Genomic DNA, 16,619 nt, shown 5'->3' on the forward strand with positions numbered 1-16,619 from the left:
TCAATTTAGGGTAGGTGTAAGCGTGAAGAACTTTGTTAACTTTGTCATAAAAAATAAGCTAGCTATTTGGCTATTGACAATTATTATTGTTGTTACAGGAATGTACTCAGGTTCTCGTATGAAAACAGAAATGATTCCTGATATTTCTATTCCATACTTAATGGTGAATGGTGTATATCCTGGTGCAACACCTGAACAGGTTATGGAAGAAGTTTCGATCCCAATTGAGAAAACAGTGGAGAATTTAGAAGATGTTAACGCTGTTTACTCTAATTCCTATGCCAATATGGCTAGCATTCAAATCGAATATGACTATGGAATTGATATGGATGAGGCGAAACGTGCATTAGATTCTGCTTTAGATAATGTGACATTGCCAGAAGATGCACAAGAACCAACTGTTACATCTATTAGTATGGACATGATGCCAGTTGTCGCATTAAGTATTAGTAGTGAAACAGAAGACATTGTAGATCTAACTTCTACCGTGGAAGACATCATTCTTCCAAAGCTTGAAAAATTAGATGGGGTAGCATCTGCAACAATTACGGGCCAACATGTAGAAGAAATAGAATTACGTTATGATGAAGAAAAGATGGCTGACTTTGGCATAACAGAAGATGATGTCAAGCAGATGATACAAGCTAGTGATATGGCTATTTCCTTAGGGTTGTATGAATTTGAGGAAGGAGAGCAAGCGGTTTCACTAGATGGGAAATTCATGTCTGAAAAGGAATTGAAAGACATGTTAATTCCTTCTGAAACACAACCACTTCCATTCGTAAAGTTACGTGATATCGCAACTGTTGACGTAGTAGGTAAAGTTCAATCTATTTCACGAACAAATGGAGAGAATGCAATTGCTATTCAGGTAGTAAAAGGACAAGATGCGAATACAGTTGATGTTGTTAATGCTGTGAAAGATTTAATGGAAGATGAAGAGTCCAATATTGAAGGGTTAATAGTAGATATTTCTCTTGACCAAGGAGAACCGATTGAGGATTCAGTAGCAACCATGGTTGAAAAGGCAGTATTTGGTGGCTTAATCGCGATTCTAATCATTTTACTATTCTTACGTGATTTCAAATCAACGATTATTTCTATTGTTTCAATTCCAGTTTCTATTTTTATTGCGTTAATGCTCCTTAACTGGATGGATATTACATTAAACATTATGACGCTAGGTGCAATTACAGTTGCAATAGGTCGTGTTATTGATGACTCGATAGTAGTAGTTGAAAATATATATCGTCGACTACATTTAAAAGAAGAAAAACTTACAGGTAGAGCGTTAGTTCGTGAAGCTACCATAGAAATGTTTAAACCGATTGCGTCATCTACTTTAGTTACCGTAGCGGTATTTGCCCCTCTTATTTTTGTAGGTGGAATGGTTGGCGAGTTGTTCATGCCTTTTGCCCTAACAATGACTTTTGCTCTTGGTGGATCATTGTTAGTTGCGATAACTATCGTACCGGCACTCTCTCACTTCTTATTTAAGAAGAAATTATATAGTGAGAAAAAGGAAATGAAGCACAAAGAAGTTGGCAAATTAGCGAATTGGTATAAAGGAATTTTACGTTGGACGTTAAACCATAAGATTATTACTTCTTTAGTAGCGATTATTATGTTAGTTGGAAGTTTACTACTAACACCACTTATTGGCTTTAGTTTCTTAGGTAGTGAAGAGGAAAAAGTAATGTACTTAACTTACACTCCTGCTACTGGTGAAATAGAAGAAGAAACTGTGGCAAATGTTACCGAAGTTGAAGAAGAAATGCTGAAGAGGAAAGATATTGAAATCGTTCAGTTGTCCATTACGGAAAACGATCCACAAGCCTCCATGATGATGGGTGGTGGTGGAGGTGCATTAATGTACCTCATATTTGATGAAGATATGGAGAACTTCCCTGAGGTTCGAGAAGAAATTGAAGAATATGTATTCAATATTGGTCAGTCTGGTGAATGGAAGAGTCAAAACTTCTCATCAATGTCCTTCTCATCTAATGAAATTAGCTACACATTATATAGTGAAAACTTAGATAGACTAAATGAAGCAGTATCTATGGTCGAAGATGTAATGGCAGAAAACGAAGGATTAAAGGATGTAAGTTCAAGTAAAGAAGAATCTTATGTAGAATACACCTTTAAAGTAGATCAAGAGGAACTTCTACAATATGGTTTAACAACTGGACAAATATTTATGGCCTTAAATCCTAATAGAACAGAAGATATTTTAACTACTATTGAAAAAGATGGTACTAATCTTAATGTCATCGTCAAACACGATGAGGAAGTTCAACAACCAAAATCTATAGATGAAATGCTAGATATTGACATAGAAACAGCACTAGGAACCACAATGCCACTTTCTGAACTAGTTACAGTAGAAGAAGGTACAACTTTAAATACGTTAGCTCGTAGTGAAGGGGAATATTACGCTACCGTAACCGGCACGATCGTCTATGACGATATCTCGAAAGTATCTAGTGAAGTTGAAGAAAAGATAAGTGAATTAGAACTTCCAAAAGGTGTTACAACTGGTGTTGCTGGTGTAACCGCTGATATGGAGGAGACATTCACACAACTTGGTTTTGCAATGCTTGCTGCGATATTAATTGTATACTTTATCCTAGTTGTAACGTTCGGGGAAGGTCTTGCGCCATTTGCCATTCTATTCTCCTTACCGTTTGCAGTAATAGGTTCATTTGTAGGATTATTAATTGCTGGTGAAACTATTTCTGTAACAGTTATGATGGGATTACTGATGTTAATTGGAATTGTAGTAACTAATGCGATTGTACTCGTGGATCGAATTATTCATATGGAACGAGAAGGATTGGGAATGCGTGATGCGATCCTTGAAGCTGGTGCAACACGACTTCGCCCAATTCTAATGACTGCGATAGCAACAATTGGTGCACTTATTCCAATGCTATTTGGAAATGCGGGCGGTGGTTTAATTTCTAAAGGCCTTGCTATTACGGTAATCGGTGGATTAGCAAGCTCGACATTGTTAACATTAATCATTGTTCCAATTGTTTATGAAATACTTTCCAAAATGTTTAAGAAAAATCGTAAAGAAATAATCGAAAACTAAAATAAAAGGGCTATCTTCATCGAATTAATGGTGAGGATAGCCCTTTTTACATTGTTTTTTATCATTACATAGTTTGGGAAAATAGTTTTTTGAAAATATCATTAGCGGCCAATATATGAATGAGCTATAATTTATACATATATTAGGGGAAAAGGAGTAATTATGATGATTTATTCATTAATACAACCCGATGATACGTGGGTATTATGGGCTTTTTTAGCTGGATGGGCCGCACTTAGTATTTATTTGGAACAGAAATATGAATGGGCCTCTAAAATATCTGGAGCAATAGTAGCATTAGTAGGAGCTATGGTACTTGCCAATTTAAATATAATTCCAACTGATTCACCAGTCTATGATACAGTTTGGACATATGTTATACCATTAGCTATTCCGTTACTACTTTTCCAGTCAAACATATTAAAAATCTGGAATGAAAGTGGTAGATTATTAGTTATATTCCTAATAAGCTCTATCGGTACAGTGGTAGGAGCAATTGTTGGATTCTTTTTATTAAAGGACTTAATTCCGGACTTATATAAAGTAGTTGGCATGATGACAGGGTCTTACATTGGGGGAAGTGTAAACTTAGCGGCTTTATCGGCAAGGTTTGAAACTCCTGGAGATTTATTATCATCGACCGTTGTTGCTGATAATTTGATGATGGCTATATATTTTCTTATTCTAATGGTAATGCCGACCCTAGCTTTTTTCCGAAAACGTTACAAAGCTCCATACCAGGAGTTAATAGAGAAGTCAACCGGTGAAGATAATAAAAATTTAGCAGCTTCTTATTGGCAAAGAAAAGAGGTTTCATTAAAGGACATTGGCCTTGCAGTAGGTTCTGCATTTACACTAGTTGCTATATCATTTAAGTTAGCTGAGGTTTTAGATTCCTTAATTCCTTCAGGTGAGAATGTTAACTTTATATGGAATGCTTTAAACGGGATATTCGGGGATAAATATTTAATGTTAACAACTATAACACTATTTACAGTAACCGTTTTCTCGCGTTTTTTTGAAAGTATAAAAGGTGCTCAGGAAATTGGAACTTATCTAATCTATATATTCTTTGTAGTAATTGGTGTACCAGCCTCACTTCCTATCATCTTACAAAACGCACCATTGTTGTTTGTATTAGTATTGATTATGGTTTCGTTAAATATGATTATCTCTTTTGTATTCGGAAAACTATTTAAATTTAATTTAGAAGAAATTATTCTAGCTAGTAATGCCAACATAGGTGGTCCAACAACAGCAGCTGCAATGGCTATTTCTAAAGGTTGGACGAAACTTGTTGCGCCAATATTAATTATCGGTACACTTGGATATGTAATTGGAAATTATATTGGTGCTGCAATTGGATATTGGTTTGGTTTATATTAAGAGAGAAAAGGATACAGGTCTTAAGGCTTGTATCTTTTTTTAGTACATATCAGTTTATAAAAGCGTAGGCAGTTTATTCGCAAATTAATTGTCTTTTAGTGTACTATTAAGTGAGAAATAATCTCATTTACTAATAATATGCTAAATATGATTTGAAATATAAATGTGATAAGAAATTAACGTTAAGCGAGGATTTCATATTATAAACTAACAATATTTGTAGGTATGGGCTACAGCTTTTAGGGGGAAGCAGGCATGAAGATTGTTGGAATATCTGGTTCGATAATCGGTTCGAAAACAAGAACCGCAATGGAGTATACAATAAAATCATTGATTGATAAATATCCCAACGTAGATGTTACTTTATTAGATTTAAAAGATTATGATCTTCAATTTAGTGATGGTCGGAATTATTTAGAATATAGTGGTGACACTAGTTATGTTTTAAAAACGATTATGGAAGCGGATGCTGTCATTATAGGAACACCTATCTTCCAAGCATCCATACCAGCTCCACTGAAAAATATATTTGATTTATTACCCGAAAAGGCATTTTTAGATAAAGTTGTTGGTATGGTAGTTACTGCCGGATCTGCAAAACATTTCCTAGTAGCGGAACAGCAATTAAAGCCAATTTTATCTTATATGAAAGCACAAGTTATCCAGACGTATGTGTTTATAGAAGAACGGGACTTTTATAACAAAGAGATTACTAATGATGATATATTTTTCCGAATTGACACCCTAGTAGAGGATACTGTTACGTTAATAGAAACGTATCAAACTATTCGAATGGAAAAAGAAGAGGAATATGGATTTTAAAAGAACTTGGAATTCTTCCAGGTTCTTTTTACATAAAGGATAGGTCGGTATTTGGTTAGTTTGGTATAATATTAATGTTTAAATCAAAAAGGGGCACTGAAATGAATAAAACTATCGGAATCCTTGCTCATGTTGATGCTGGTAAAACTACTTTTTCTGAACAAGTTCTTTTTCATACAAAGTCAATAAAGGAAAGAGGAAGAGTTGATCATCAGAGTGCTTTTCTTGATAGTCATGAGATTGAGAAGCAACGTGGTATTACTGTATTTGCAGATCAAGGATATTTTACTTATAAGGATTCTGCCTATTATTTAATTGATACTCCAGGACATGTCGACTTTTCACCGGAAATGGAACGGGCGATTCAAGTGATGGATTATGCCATTATTATAATCAGTGCTGTAGAAGGTATAGAAGGACATACCGAAACGGTTTGGAAGTTACTGCAAAAGCATCAAGTTCCAGTTTTTTTCTTTATAAATAAGATAGATAGAACTGGAGCAGATGTAAAACAAGTAATGGATGATATCCGGAAAGCTTTTTCGGAAAATATAATAGACATTTCTGGTTACGACGAACGGATATTAAGTGAAGGGGTAATAGAATTTATTGCAGAACGTGATGAAGCGTTATTGGAGTATTATTTGGAAAATGGTTATGATGCTGAAAAATGGTTAAATAATATGAAGTTAATGATTAAAGATTCCCGACTTTTTCCAGTGTCATGCGGTTCTGCGTTACATGATACCGGAGTTAAAGAGTTCTTCCATACATTTGATCTTTTAACTACATCAGAATATAGCATTGAAGAGCCTTTTGCGGGAAGAGTCTATAAAATACGTTACGATGATTCTGGAACAAGGATAACATATGTAAAAGCGTTAAGTGGAAAATTAAAGGTTCGAGATGAGGTAACATATCATAATCAAGCAGTTGACATAACAGAGAAGGTAACCCAAATACGAAGGCAAAATGGTAGTGTGTATAAAGTTGTTTCTGAAGTAGAAGCTGGGGAGTTGTTTGGCGTTATTGGACTAACTAAAGCTAGTATTGGAAATGGAATTGGTGCAATAACGGATAAATACAATTATGAAATGGTGCCAACACTTCGTTCGAAAGTTGTGTTTGAGCCTTATGTTAATGTGAAAGAAGCATTAGCTTTTTTTAAAGTATTAGATGCTGAAGATCCTTCCTTAAAGGTGTTATGGGAAGAAAAACTTCAACAAATTCACATTCATGTAATGGGAACTATTCAACTTGAAGTACTTGAGCAAGTTATTATTGATCGTTTCGGACTAAAAGTAGCATTCGAAAAACCTGAAATCCTATATAAAGAGACAGTATCAACTGATGTAATTGGTTATGGTCATTTTGAACCACTTAGACATTATGCCGAAGTGCATTTAAAAATTGAACCAGGAGACAGGAATAGTGGTATTCAATATGAAAGTAAATGTCATACAGACCATCTTTCTATTGGATTGCAGAATTTAATTAAGCAACATATCTTCGAAAGAGAACATCATGGATTACTCACAGGATCAGCAATTACTGATGTAAAGATAACGCTTCTAACTGGAAGAGCACATCCTAAACATACTCATGGAGGAGATTTTCGTGAGGCGACATTTAGAGCTTTAAGGCAGGGGTTAGAAAAGGCTAACAATATATTGTTAGAACCATACTATTCCTTTAAAATCAAAGTAGACATAGAACAGATTGGACGTGTATTATCTGATATTCAAACGGCTCATGGTCGGTTTGATGCACCAGTGACAGAAGGGGAAAAAGTAACCATTACAGGTACAGTGCCTGTCGCAACATTTATGGATTATTCCCAGAAACTTGCGTCGTTTACGAAGGGAAAGGGAAGTATCACGCTTACATTTTATGGCTATGACGAGTGCCACAATGAAAATGATATAATTGATAGGATATCTTATGATAAAGATGCTGACCCAGATTACACGTCATCTTCAGTGTTTTGTGCTAAGGGGGCAGGTTACAGTGTGAAGTGGGAAGAAGCAGAGAAGTTGATGCATTTATTATAAAAAGGGGAGATTTGGATGGAGAGAGTGGAAGTAACATTTCCAGAAATAGAGACAAACCGGTTACGATTAAGGAAAATAGAAATAGAAGATGCAGAATGTATTTTAAGGTATTTATCTGATTCTGATGTTATGGAATATTATGGTTTACCACCTTTTAATTCTATTGAACAAGCTAAGAGAGAAATCGAATGGTACGATAAGATTTTCCAACGTCAGACAGGAATTAGATGGGGTATAACGTTAAAAGGTGACAATAAGGTGATAGGTAGCTGTGGATTCCTGAATTGGTTATCTGACCATCATCGAGTGGACATAGGATATGAATTAGATAAAAAATACTGGGGAATGGGAATTGCGAGTGAGGCATTACGAGCTGTGTTGGCGTATGGCTTTGAATCGCTGGATATACAGCGGGTGCAAGCATTAATTGAACCTCCTAACCTAGCTTCCATACATTTAGTAGAAAAACATGGATTCCACCGGGAAGGTTTGTTACGTCAATATGAATATGGAAATGGTAAATTTGATGATTTACTGATGTATTCCTTACTAAAAAGTGATTTTTATCAAGTTAGTGAAGAATAAGACTGTCGTTTGAGATTACTTATTAGGATCAAATAATTTAAGTTTTAAGGAGAATTGATTATGAAAATTGAAGTATGGTCTGACTTTGTTTGTCCATTTTGTTATATAGGAAAACGTAGATTAGAAAGTGCATTGGAACAATTCCCGCATCAAGAACAAGTAGAGTTGGAATACAAGAGTTTTGAACTTGATCCAAATGCACAGATTTATTCCGGAACGTCCATTCATGAAGCATTAGCTAAAAAATATGGTATGAGTGTGGACGAAGCAAAAAAGGCAAACCTAAATGTTGGTGAACAAGCAAAGACAGTAGGATTAGATTATAATTTTGACAATATGAAACCGACTAATACATTTGATGCACATCGATTAACAAAATATGCAGAAACAGTTGGAAAAGGTAAAGAGCTCACAGAACATATACTCCACTCCTATTTTGTTGAAGGAAAATTAATTAGTGATCATGAAACATTAGTAGAAATTGCCACTACAGTTGGATTGGAAAAAGAACATGCATTAACTATTTTAAAGGATTCCGAAAAGTATGCTAACGAAGTCCGTAATGAGGAAATGTTAGCACAGCAGTATGGTGCAACTGGAGTACCTTACTTTGTGATTAATCAAAAATACTCGATTTCTGGTGCACAACCAACTGAACTATTTTTAAGCGCATTAAATCAAGTATGGGAAGAAGAAGCTCCAAAGCCTAAGCTCAAAAATTTAGTTGAAGAAAACGACACTCTTTGTACTGATGATGGATGTAGTATTCCTGAAAAATAAAAAACTTGTAAATGACCCTACCAAATTAGTAGAGGTCATTTTTTTATGTATCCGTCTTAACACATATTTGTATATTTGTTTGGCACAATAAATATAGTAATTTTATTTTTTAAAAGTTTAATGGAGGGTATTAAAATTGGCACAAGTGAATATGCATGAAAAATTACAACAAGCTAGTAAAATGCTAAAAGATGCTCAAGCAGCAGTGTTACAAGCACAAGGACAAGATTTACAAATATTAGAGCAAGCACAACGAATGGTAGAACAAGCCGAAAATGAACTTAAAAATCTACAGAATCAAGCTGGAAGAGAAGCTACAGAAAATGCCCAATTCCAACAAGCGTTTGAAGAATTACATGATATTAGACAACAGGTGCAAGAAGCACAGCAAAATATTAATGATATACCATGATATTTATAGGGGACTTCTTTTATAGAAGTTTCCTTTTTAATAGGACTTTAGAATCAAATGAGGTTATCTTATTAAATTTATTGAAACCTTTAATAAGTATTGGTCGTAAAACAGTTGTAACAAATATTTATTAGGGGGATGAACAATTTTGAAAAAATGGATATTAGCTACATTTCTAGTCACCGTTTCTTTCGGACTAGTAGCTTGTTCAGAAAATGCTGAAGATGTCTTTACTAAAGCATTGGAAGCATCAGAAGCAATGGAAAGTGCTGAGGTTAGTATGAAGTTAGATCAAGAGCTGTCCATGGGAGAAGAAGGAAGCATTACTATTGCAAGTGATATGGAAGGCTCTGTAATAAACGACCCCTTAGCAATGCATCAAAAAGGAACTATGTCTATGGGGATGAATATGCAAGGAATGGAAAGTGAAGTTCCTTTAGATATGGAAACAGAAATATATCTCGTGGAAGATGAAATGTATATGTTTGAATCACTAACAGGTCAATGGATTAAAGCAGATAGTTCTGTTATTCCAATAGAAACGTTAACTGCAAATCAACCTGATGTTTCAGAACAACTGAAAATGATGGAAAAATATGTAGAAGATTTTGAGTTTGAAGCAGTAGATGAAGAATATGTGTTTAAGTTAACTGCTGATGGTGAGGGATTTAAAGAGCTTAGTCAAGAAATGTTAGAAGATTACCTTCCACAAGAATTAACAGCAGAGCTAGGAGATATTTCACAACTATTAGAGGATATGGAAATTAAAACACTCTATATTGAACTGGTTATCGATAACAAAACATATGACTTAAAGGAATATAATATGGATATGGAAATGTCCATGACAGTTGAAGGGGAGACGGTGGACATAGTACAGCATGTTGAATCAGAATATAAAAATATTAATACCATTGATTCAATAGAAGTACCTCAGGAAGTAAAGGATTCTGCAGTTAATGGTGGGCTGTAAAAAGACAACAGAAGATTGATCTAATTCAGATCAATCTTTTTTTTGATCTTAAAATATTTTGGGGTAGTTTAAATTTGCTTGGTACTAATCTATGAAACATATTTGTAATATCCTGCTAAAGAGGTTGAAATCTAGTAATGGTATACTTTTGAGTGGTTAATGTATTCTTTTACTAGATTAAAAGGAAAGCAGGGGAAAAAGTTGAGAAAATTAACTGTAATTACCTTAGCTATTACAATTATTTTTGGTAGTTTTTTTAACCTCCACGTTTTAGCTGACGAAAACAAAAAAGATTTGAATCATATACAAAAGCAACGTGAACAAATCAAGCAAAATCTGTCAGGTGCAGAAAAAGAGGTTTCTGCCGTGATGTCTGAGATAGATGTGTTAAACGATGAAATAAGCCAAGTAGAGAAAGAAATATTAAACAATCAAGCTCTAATTAGAGAAACAGAAGATAAAATTAATCAATCTATAAAAGATATTGAAAAGCTTCATCAAGAAATCAATCAATTAGAAACAGATATCGAAAAGAGATACGAAATATTAGATAAAAGAATCGCATCTTATCAAAAAAATGGTGGGCATATAAATTATTTAGAAGTATTATTTGGTGCTCAAAACTTTAGTGACTTTATTAGCAGAGTAACAATGGTTAATACAATTACAAAATCTGATTCTGAATTAATTACCCAATTAGAAGACGATATTAAAGCTGTTGAAGAGAAAAAGATACTTGCACTTGAGAAATTAGATAGTTTAAATGATATGAAACTAGAACAAGAAGAAACATTAGCAAAAGTTCAAGACCAAATGAAAGAAAATGAACAAAGAAAAGCATCACTTCAATCAAAACAAACAAAATTACTAAAGAAAATTGAAAAACTAAAATCAGAAGATAACAGCTTATCAGCCATGGAGTCCAAAGTACGAAAACAAATTGCGCAAGCTGAGGCAGCTAAACAGGTGAAGCTCGAACATAAAAATAGTCATTCTACTGATAGTCAAGGAACGGTAAAGAGTGTTGAAGGCAAAACTATTAAAGTAATAGCAACAGCTTATACTGCTAATTGTAAAGGATGTTCAGGAGTTACTTCAACCGGAATCGACCTCAAATCAAACCCCGACACTAAGGTTATAGCAGTGGATCCTACTGTTATTCCTTTAGGGTCCGTAGTCTATGTAGAAGGTTATGGCTATGCTATTGCTGGTGATACTGGTAGCGCAATTAAAGGGAATAAGATCGATGTTTTTGTACCAACACGCGCCAAAGCTTTACAGTGGGGCATCCGAAGAGTCAATGTTACAATTAAATAAAATAAAAGGGATGTGCTAAAAGGTACATCCCTTTTATTTGTATATTCAATGCCATTATATTTATAATAGTTTTGATAGGAGGAACGTATTATGTCATATTTAAAGCATTTTAACCTTACAAGAACATCATTACTTACATTTATAAGTGAGTTAGATGAAGAAATATTAGATCAGAAATCTAAGTATTTTACAAATACAATTCGTTGGCATATCGGTAATACTTTATTAATGGACGAAAAATTACTATTTGTTAGCAAAGCATCTCATAAGCTACCTAGCGAATACAGTGAGCTTTTTAGCTCGGACAAATCTGTTTCGGATTGGACAATGGAACCACCGACCTTAGAGGAATTGAAGAATCATTTGGAGGAGCAGCAAATAAGAATTAATAATTTTGACGACCTTTTCTGGAAGTCGAATGTTAAATTCAAAGTACCGTATGGACATGTTGAAACACATGGAGATCTCCTTATTATGCTTACACATCGTGAAGCAGAATTACTTGGTAAAATAAAAATAATGAAACAAGTTGTTGAATCAGAATAGCTGAATCAAAAAACTCGCTTAACTAAAGCGAGTTTTTTGTTAGTCTTTTTAAAAATGTTCAAATCTATTAAAATATGTATAGACTACAATATATTATGGTGTTTTTCTACAGAGGAGTGGGAGTGTTGGCGCAAATATTATATATAGAAGATGAAAAAGAAATAGCGGAATGGGTGACGAAAGACTTAACGTTAAAAGGTCACAACATTACATGGTTAACTTCAGGAAATGAAGTAGAAAGTCATATTGAAACAGCTGATATCGTAATACTTGATGTAATGCTTCCCGGATTAGATGGCTTTTCTATTGGTAGGAGAATTAAGAAAGAGAAAAAGGACTTGCCTATTATGATGTTATCAGCAAGAACATCGGTAGAGGATAAAGTTGAAGGATTAGATTTTGCTGATGATTATTTAACTAAGCCATTTTATTTAGAAGAGCTTTCTGCTCGTGTTGAAGTATTGTTAAGAAGGTTTCAAAAGAATGATGAGGTTATGGAGCTTCAGCACTTAAGTATCCATACGAAAGAAGGTCTAATATTTAATCAAGAAACGAATGAAGAAATTCAACTAACTGGAAAGCAATATCATCTATTTCAATTTTTCATTAGACATCTAAATCAAATTTTAACAAAAGAACAATTATATGAAGGAGTTTGGGGAGAGCGATATTTAGAAGGGGATAAGACATTAATGGTACATATTCGCTACTTACGGGAAAAAATTGAAAAGAATCCAGCAACACCAAAAATAATAGAGACTATCCGCGGAATTGGATATAGGGTAAAAGCATGAATAAATGGTTGAATTCCCTATTGGCTAAATACATGCTAATTATTATTATGGCCATTTTAGTTGTTCAATTAGCCTACTTAGTTGTTGGAACTATAGCTTTACTTGGATTCGATATGGGAAACCAAGAACAAAATAGCACTAATATTGTCGAAGAAAAGTGGCATGAAGATGCGAAAAAATTGGATAACGTGTCTTATGAAACAATTACAGATCTATTTGAGAAGTGGAAGAAAGAATATCCGGATGCAGGTTTGTTTTGGGTAAATGGACGAGGAGAACTAGTCGTTGAGGTAGATGCTAGTGATTCGTTACCTACAAATTGGAATGCAGTAGATACTGCGTCGTTTATCAAAGATAGATACGATGGGAATCCGTATACTGTTATCGCTTTTGTTGGTAATAACCAAGAAGATGGTTTTATAGTAATAGAAATCCCAAGAACAGTATTCGATCCACCACTTTTAAAGGCGACAGAAAAGTATGGGTATTTATTATTAGTTGGTGTATTTATAATTGTTATCCTATTTATACTGATTTCTTTTTTATTTTTCAGAAGTATACAGAAACGGCTTACAAAATTACAGCTAGCAATGGGGAACCGTGATGAGAATGGTTTGCCTGTTATAGTGGACATTAAGAAGACAGATGAAATCGGACAGTTAGAAAATTCTTTTAATCAAATGGTCCAGGAGCTCAAAGAGAGCAAAAAACGTGAGCAAAAGGAAGAACAAATTAGACGAGAATTAATTGCGAACCTCTCCCACGACCTTAGAACACCACTAACAAAATTACGTGCTCAATCTTACACAATTAAACAGGAAGCGTTGTCTGAAGAAGGGATACATGCTGTTAATTCTATGGAATCGTCGATTGATAATATTGACCGATTGATTGAAAATCTAATGTCCTATACATTGTTAATGGCTAGCAAATATAAATATGAACCAAAAGAGGTAGAAATCTCTCGTTTTGTTAGGGAATTTTTTGCTTCGTGGTATCCGGTATTTGAAAAAGAAGGATTTCATATTGACGTTGAAATTAACCCGATAGGAACATGGAATATAGATACTATTTGGATGGGAAGGATTTTAGATAATTTATTCCAGAACATTATACGTCATGCTAAATCTGGTAATTATATTGGGATTAAAACTGAATCAACTAATACTTACGATGCTATTTCCATTAATGATCATGGTAAGGGTTTCGAAGATGAAGCATCGGAAAAGGGTGCTGGGATAGGTTTAACTATAGTTGATATGATGGTTAAAGGTATGTCATTAGATTGGAAAATTGATTCAACTAATCATGGGACAACGATAAGGATAATTCACTACCGCTAAGGTGTAAATGACTAAAATCATTTACACCTTTTTTAAACAAAATTTAAACATACTACGAATCTACTTTTAACCTTGGTAACTTAAGCTAGTTAGTGAGGTGATAATAATGGAATTTATCGTAGAAACAAAAAAATTGACGAAGAGATTTGGAAATGAATACGCTGTAGCAGACATTGCTTTACAAATACCAAAGGGTGAAATTTATGGGTTTTTAGGGCCAAATGGTGCTGGGAAGACTACTACTATCCGAATGCTATTAGGTTTAATGCGACCGACTAATGGGTCAATTTCTATCTTTGGAAAGGATTTAAAGAAGGATCGAATAGACATATTAAAAAAGGTTGGTTCATTAGTTGAGAATCCTTCCTATTATCCACATTTAACCGCAAAGGAAAATTTAGAAACTCTACGAAAGATATATGGAGTGTCTAAAAACAGAATAGATGAGGTCCTTGATATAGTTCGGTTAAAAGACGTAGCGGATAAGAAGGTAAAAGGTTTTTCCTTAGGGATGAAGCAACGGTTAGGAATAGCAGCATCTCTATTACATAACCCAGAGTTACTAATATTAGATGAACCAACAAATGGTCTAGATCCCTCTGGAATAATAGAAATTCGGAACTTAATTAAGCGTCTTCCAACAGAATTTGGCATGACAATATTAATCTCTAGCCATTTACTTTCAGAGATTGACCAAATTGCAACAAGTGTAGGAGTTATTTCGAAGGGACAATTAATTTTTCAGGATTCCATTGAGGCAATAAGAAAGCTAGCCCAACAAAAAATTTCCTTAAAACTAGATGATAGTGAAAAGGCATGGCGTTTCCTCTTATCTAAAGGTATTAAGGCAGATGTACAGAATAGTAGACTTTTACTATTTGACCAAAAAGACAAGGATATTGCCAAAATTGTAAAAATGTTGGTAGATAATGACTTTTTAATCTATCGTGTTGAAGAAGAAAAACAATCACTAGAGGATACTTTCCTTCAAATGACAACGGAGGAGAAGGTTATATGATGATAAAAATGTTAAGTTCGGAGTTCATGAAAATTAGGCGAAAAGGATTGTGGTTTCTAACCATCTTAGGGCCGCTTGGAGTTGTATCCTTACAAATGGTTAACTATGGACTACGGAAAGAGTGGTTTATTTCACAAGGTACTTATGAATGGAAGTATTATATTCTAAATGTGAGTGCTTTTACACCATTTGCGTTAATACTTGGTATTGTTATTTTGTCATCTTTTATGGCAAGCATCGAAAATGAAACAAAAGCATGGAAGCAGCTTATTAGTTTGCCTGTAACAAAGTGGAGTGTTTATTTAGCAAAGTATACCATCCTTTTATTTTTATTAGTAATAGCAAGTAGTCTACTAGTAATTTTTTCTTTAGGATTCGGTATCTATCTAAACTTTGATGGAAGTATTCCATTTTTTGACATCGTTAAATATAGCTTTTTTCCGCTATTTGCAGCCTTACCAGTATTAGGTTTGCAACTATGGGTTTCTATTGTGTGCCAAAATCAAGGATTACCTATAACACTTGGTGTCATAGGAGTTATTTTGAGTTATATGGCTTATTTTTTACCTGATTGGATGATATGGAAATGGCCATCATTAGATAATAGTTGGGAAGAACCACTAGTAAATGTTTGCTTAGGATTAGGTGTTGGTTTCGTTTTATACCTAATTGGGATGCTGGACTTTACAAGAAGGGATGTAAATTAAATGATCTCACTTTTACAATCAGAATGGTATAAGTTACGGAAATCAAAAATCATAGGAATTTTATTAGCTGGACCGATTGTTGGACTTTTAATTGGTCTAATCCAGAATGTGGATATGTTGCCTAAAGAATTGAATCAATGGCATGGAACCATGATGATGATTAATTTAACATATGCCTTATTATTTCTGCCTCTAATAACTGGGGTTTTGGCTGGTACTATTTGTAGATATGAACATCAAGCGGGAGGTTGGAAGCAACTATTAGCATTACCAGTAACTAGAGGAAACGTGTTTCTATCAAAATATTTATTATTAATATTCTTAGTATTGGTGATTCAAGTACTATATCTTGGTGCAATTCTTGGGGTGGGATTTATAAAAGGATTTACTGACCAGTTCCCAACTGAGATAATTTGGAAAAGCATTATTGGTGGTTGGGTGGCAACCTTCCCACTGATTGCGCTTCAACTATGGGTTTCTATGATATTTAAAAGTTTTGCTGCTTCCTTCTCCGTAAATGTAATTTTTACTCTACCTACTATTCTAGCTATAAATTCGGAGACATTTGGTCCGTACTATCCGTGGGCACAACCATTTTCGATGATGTATATAGGTGGGGATACAAACGATATCTTTTTTATACCATGGGATCAATTACTATTGGTAGTAGGAGGAAGCTTTTTAGTATTTTTTATTTGTGGGTATGTTTATTTTCAAAGGAAAGCAGTGTAGTGTCTAAAAATTTTTGAAAAAAAACAATGAAGGTTATACAAAAGGGTAGCTATTCG

General features: G+C 34.2%; 15 protein-coding genes. All 15 read left to right on the forward strand.

Going from position 1 to position 16,619, the window contains the following annotated elements:
* Window positions 1-22 precede the first annotated feature (22 nt).
* The 15 genes from AB1K81_RS03040 to AB1K81_RS03110 all read left to right on the forward strand — a co-directional run bounded on the left by AB1K81_RS03040 (window position 23) and on the right by AB1K81_RS03110 (window position 16,563).
* The gene (locus AB1K81_RS03040; RefSeq protein WP_412975177.1) at window positions 23-3,097 is read left to right on the forward strand and encodes an efflux RND transporter permease subunit; all 3,075 of its coding nucleotides are present in this window, start codon (window positions 23-25) and stop codon (window positions 3,095-3,097) included.
* Between the two features lie 165 nt (window positions 3,098-3,262).
* The gene (locus AB1K81_RS03045) at window positions 3,263-4,483 is read left to right on the forward strand and encodes a DUF819 family protein (protein ID WP_412975178.1); all 1,221 of its coding nucleotides are present in this window, start codon (window positions 3,263-3,265) and stop codon (window positions 4,481-4,483) included.
* Between the two features lie 255 nt (window positions 4,484-4,738).
* On the forward strand, window positions 4,739-5,305 hold the full coding sequence (locus AB1K81_RS03050; RefSeq protein WP_412975179.1) for an NADPH-dependent FMN reductase: 567 nt from the start codon (window positions 4,739-4,741) through the stop codon (window positions 5,303-5,305).
* A 101-nt stretch (window positions 5,306-5,406) separates the two neighbouring features.
* Complete coding sequence (locus AB1K81_RS03055; RefSeq protein ID WP_412975180.1) at window positions 5,407-7,356, forward strand: GTP-binding protein; 1,950 nt, start codon at window positions 5,407-5,409, stop codon at window positions 7,354-7,356.
* Between the two features lie 15 nt (window positions 7,357-7,371).
* The gene (locus tag AB1K81_RS03060) at window positions 7,372-7,941 is read left to right on the forward strand and encodes a GNAT family N-acetyltransferase (protein ID WP_412975181.1); all 570 of its coding nucleotides are present in this window, start codon (window positions 7,372-7,374) and stop codon (window positions 7,939-7,941) included.
* Window positions 7,942-8,001: 60 nt separating this feature from the next.
* Window positions 8,002-8,721, forward strand: coding sequence for a DsbA family oxidoreductase (locus AB1K81_RS03065; RefSeq protein WP_412975182.1), 720 nt, complete (start codon window positions 8,002-8,004; stop codon window positions 8,719-8,721).
* Between the two features lie 145 nt (window positions 8,722-8,866).
* Window positions 8,867-9,133 (forward strand): efflux RND transporter periplasmic adaptor subunit, encoded by a 267-nt coding sequence (locus AB1K81_RS03070; protein WP_412976105.1) that lies wholly within the window; start codon window positions 8,867-8,869, stop codon window positions 9,131-9,133.
* Between the two features lie 148 nt (window positions 9,134-9,281).
* Window positions 9,282-10,106, forward strand: a complete 825-nt coding sequence (locus AB1K81_RS03075; RefSeq protein ID WP_412975183.1) for a DUF6612 family protein — start codon at window positions 9,282-9,284, stop codon at window positions 10,104-10,106.
* A gap of 201 nt (window positions 10,107-10,307) precedes the next feature.
* Complete coding sequence (locus AB1K81_RS03080) at window positions 10,308-11,423, forward strand: PcsB-like coiled-coil domain-containing protein (protein WP_412975184.1); 1,116 nt, start codon at window positions 10,308-10,310, stop codon at window positions 11,421-11,423.
* Window positions 11,424-11,513: 90 nt separating this feature from the next.
* Window positions 11,514-11,969: a DinB family protein gene (locus AB1K81_RS03085; protein ID WP_412975185.1), complete on the forward strand. Its 456-nt coding sequence runs from the start codon at window positions 11,514-11,516 to the stop codon at window positions 11,967-11,969.
* 125 nt (window positions 11,970-12,094) lie between these two features.
* Window positions 12,095-12,763 carry a response regulator transcription factor gene (locus AB1K81_RS03090; RefSeq protein WP_412975186.1) on the forward strand — a complete coding sequence of 223 codons (669 nt, stop codon included), beginning with the start codon at window positions 12,095-12,097 and terminating at the stop codon, window positions 12,761-12,763.
* On the forward strand, window positions 12,760-14,106 hold the full coding sequence (locus AB1K81_RS03095) for a HAMP domain-containing sensor histidine kinase (RefSeq protein WP_412975187.1): 1,347 nt from the start codon (window positions 12,760-12,762) through the stop codon (window positions 14,104-14,106). The genes AB1K81_RS03090 and AB1K81_RS03095 overlap by 4 nt, the downstream gene beginning before the upstream one ends.
* Window positions 14,107-14,212: 106 nt before the next feature.
* Window positions 14,213-15,124 carry an ABC transporter ATP-binding protein gene (locus AB1K81_RS03100; protein WP_412975188.1) on the forward strand — a complete coding sequence of 304 codons (912 nt, stop codon included), beginning with the start codon at window positions 14,213-14,215 and terminating at the stop codon, window positions 15,122-15,124.
* The gene (locus AB1K81_RS03105; RefSeq protein ID WP_412975189.1) at window positions 15,121-15,831 is read left to right on the forward strand and encodes an ABC transporter permease; all 711 of its coding nucleotides are present in this window, start codon (window positions 15,121-15,123) and stop codon (window positions 15,829-15,831) included. Before AB1K81_RS03100 ends, AB1K81_RS03105 begins: the two co-directional genes overlap by 4 nt.
* On the forward strand, window positions 15,832-16,563 hold the full coding sequence (locus tag AB1K81_RS03110; protein WP_412975190.1) for an ABC transporter permease: 732 nt from the start codon (window positions 15,832-15,834) through the stop codon (window positions 16,561-16,563).
* The last annotated feature ends 56 nt before the right edge of the window (window positions 16,564-16,619 follow it).

The organism is Ornithinibacillus jepli (genome assembly GCF_047228935.1).
Lineage (GTDB): Bacteria > Bacillota > Bacilli > Bacillales > Amphibacillaceae > Ornithinibacillus.

Excerpts from the sequence above, each read along its gene's own strand:
- AB1K81_RS03045 (WP_412975178.1), top strand. The coding sequence starts at position 3,263 with ATGATTTATTCATTAATACAACCCGATGATACGTGGGTATTATGGGCT.
- AB1K81_RS03050 (WP_412975179.1), top strand. The coding sequence starts at position 4,739 with ATGAAGATTGTTGGAATATCTGGTTCGATAATCGGTTCGAAAACAAGA.
- AB1K81_RS03055 (WP_412975180.1), top strand. The coding sequence starts at position 5,407 with ATGAATAAAACTATCGGAATCCTTGCTCATGTTGATGCTGGTAAAACT.
- AB1K81_RS03060 (WP_412975181.1), top strand. The coding sequence starts at position 7,372 with ATGGAGAGAGTGGAAGTAACATTTCCAGAAATAGAGACAAACCGGTTA.
- AB1K81_RS03065 (WP_412975182.1), top strand. The coding sequence starts at position 8,002 with ATGAAAATTGAAGTATGGTCTGACTTTGTTTGTCCATTTTGTTATATA.
- AB1K81_RS03085 (WP_412975185.1), top strand. The coding sequence starts at position 11,514 with ATGTCATATTTAAAGCATTTTAACCTTACAAGAACATCATTACTTACA.
- AB1K81_RS03095 (WP_412975187.1), top strand. The coding sequence starts at position 12,760 with ATGAATAAATGGTTGAATTCCCTATTGGCTAAATACATGCTAATTATT.
- AB1K81_RS03100 (WP_412975188.1), top strand. The coding sequence starts at position 14,213 with ATGGAATTTATCGTAGAAACAAAAAAATTGACGAAGAGATTTGGAAAT.
- AB1K81_RS03105 (WP_412975189.1), top strand. The coding sequence starts at position 15,121 with ATGATGATAAAAATGTTAAGTTCGGAGTTCATGAAAATTAGGCGAAAA.
- AB1K81_RS03110 (WP_412975190.1), top strand. The coding sequence starts at position 15,832 with ATGATCTCACTTTTACAATCAGAATGGTATAAGTTACGGAAATCAAAA.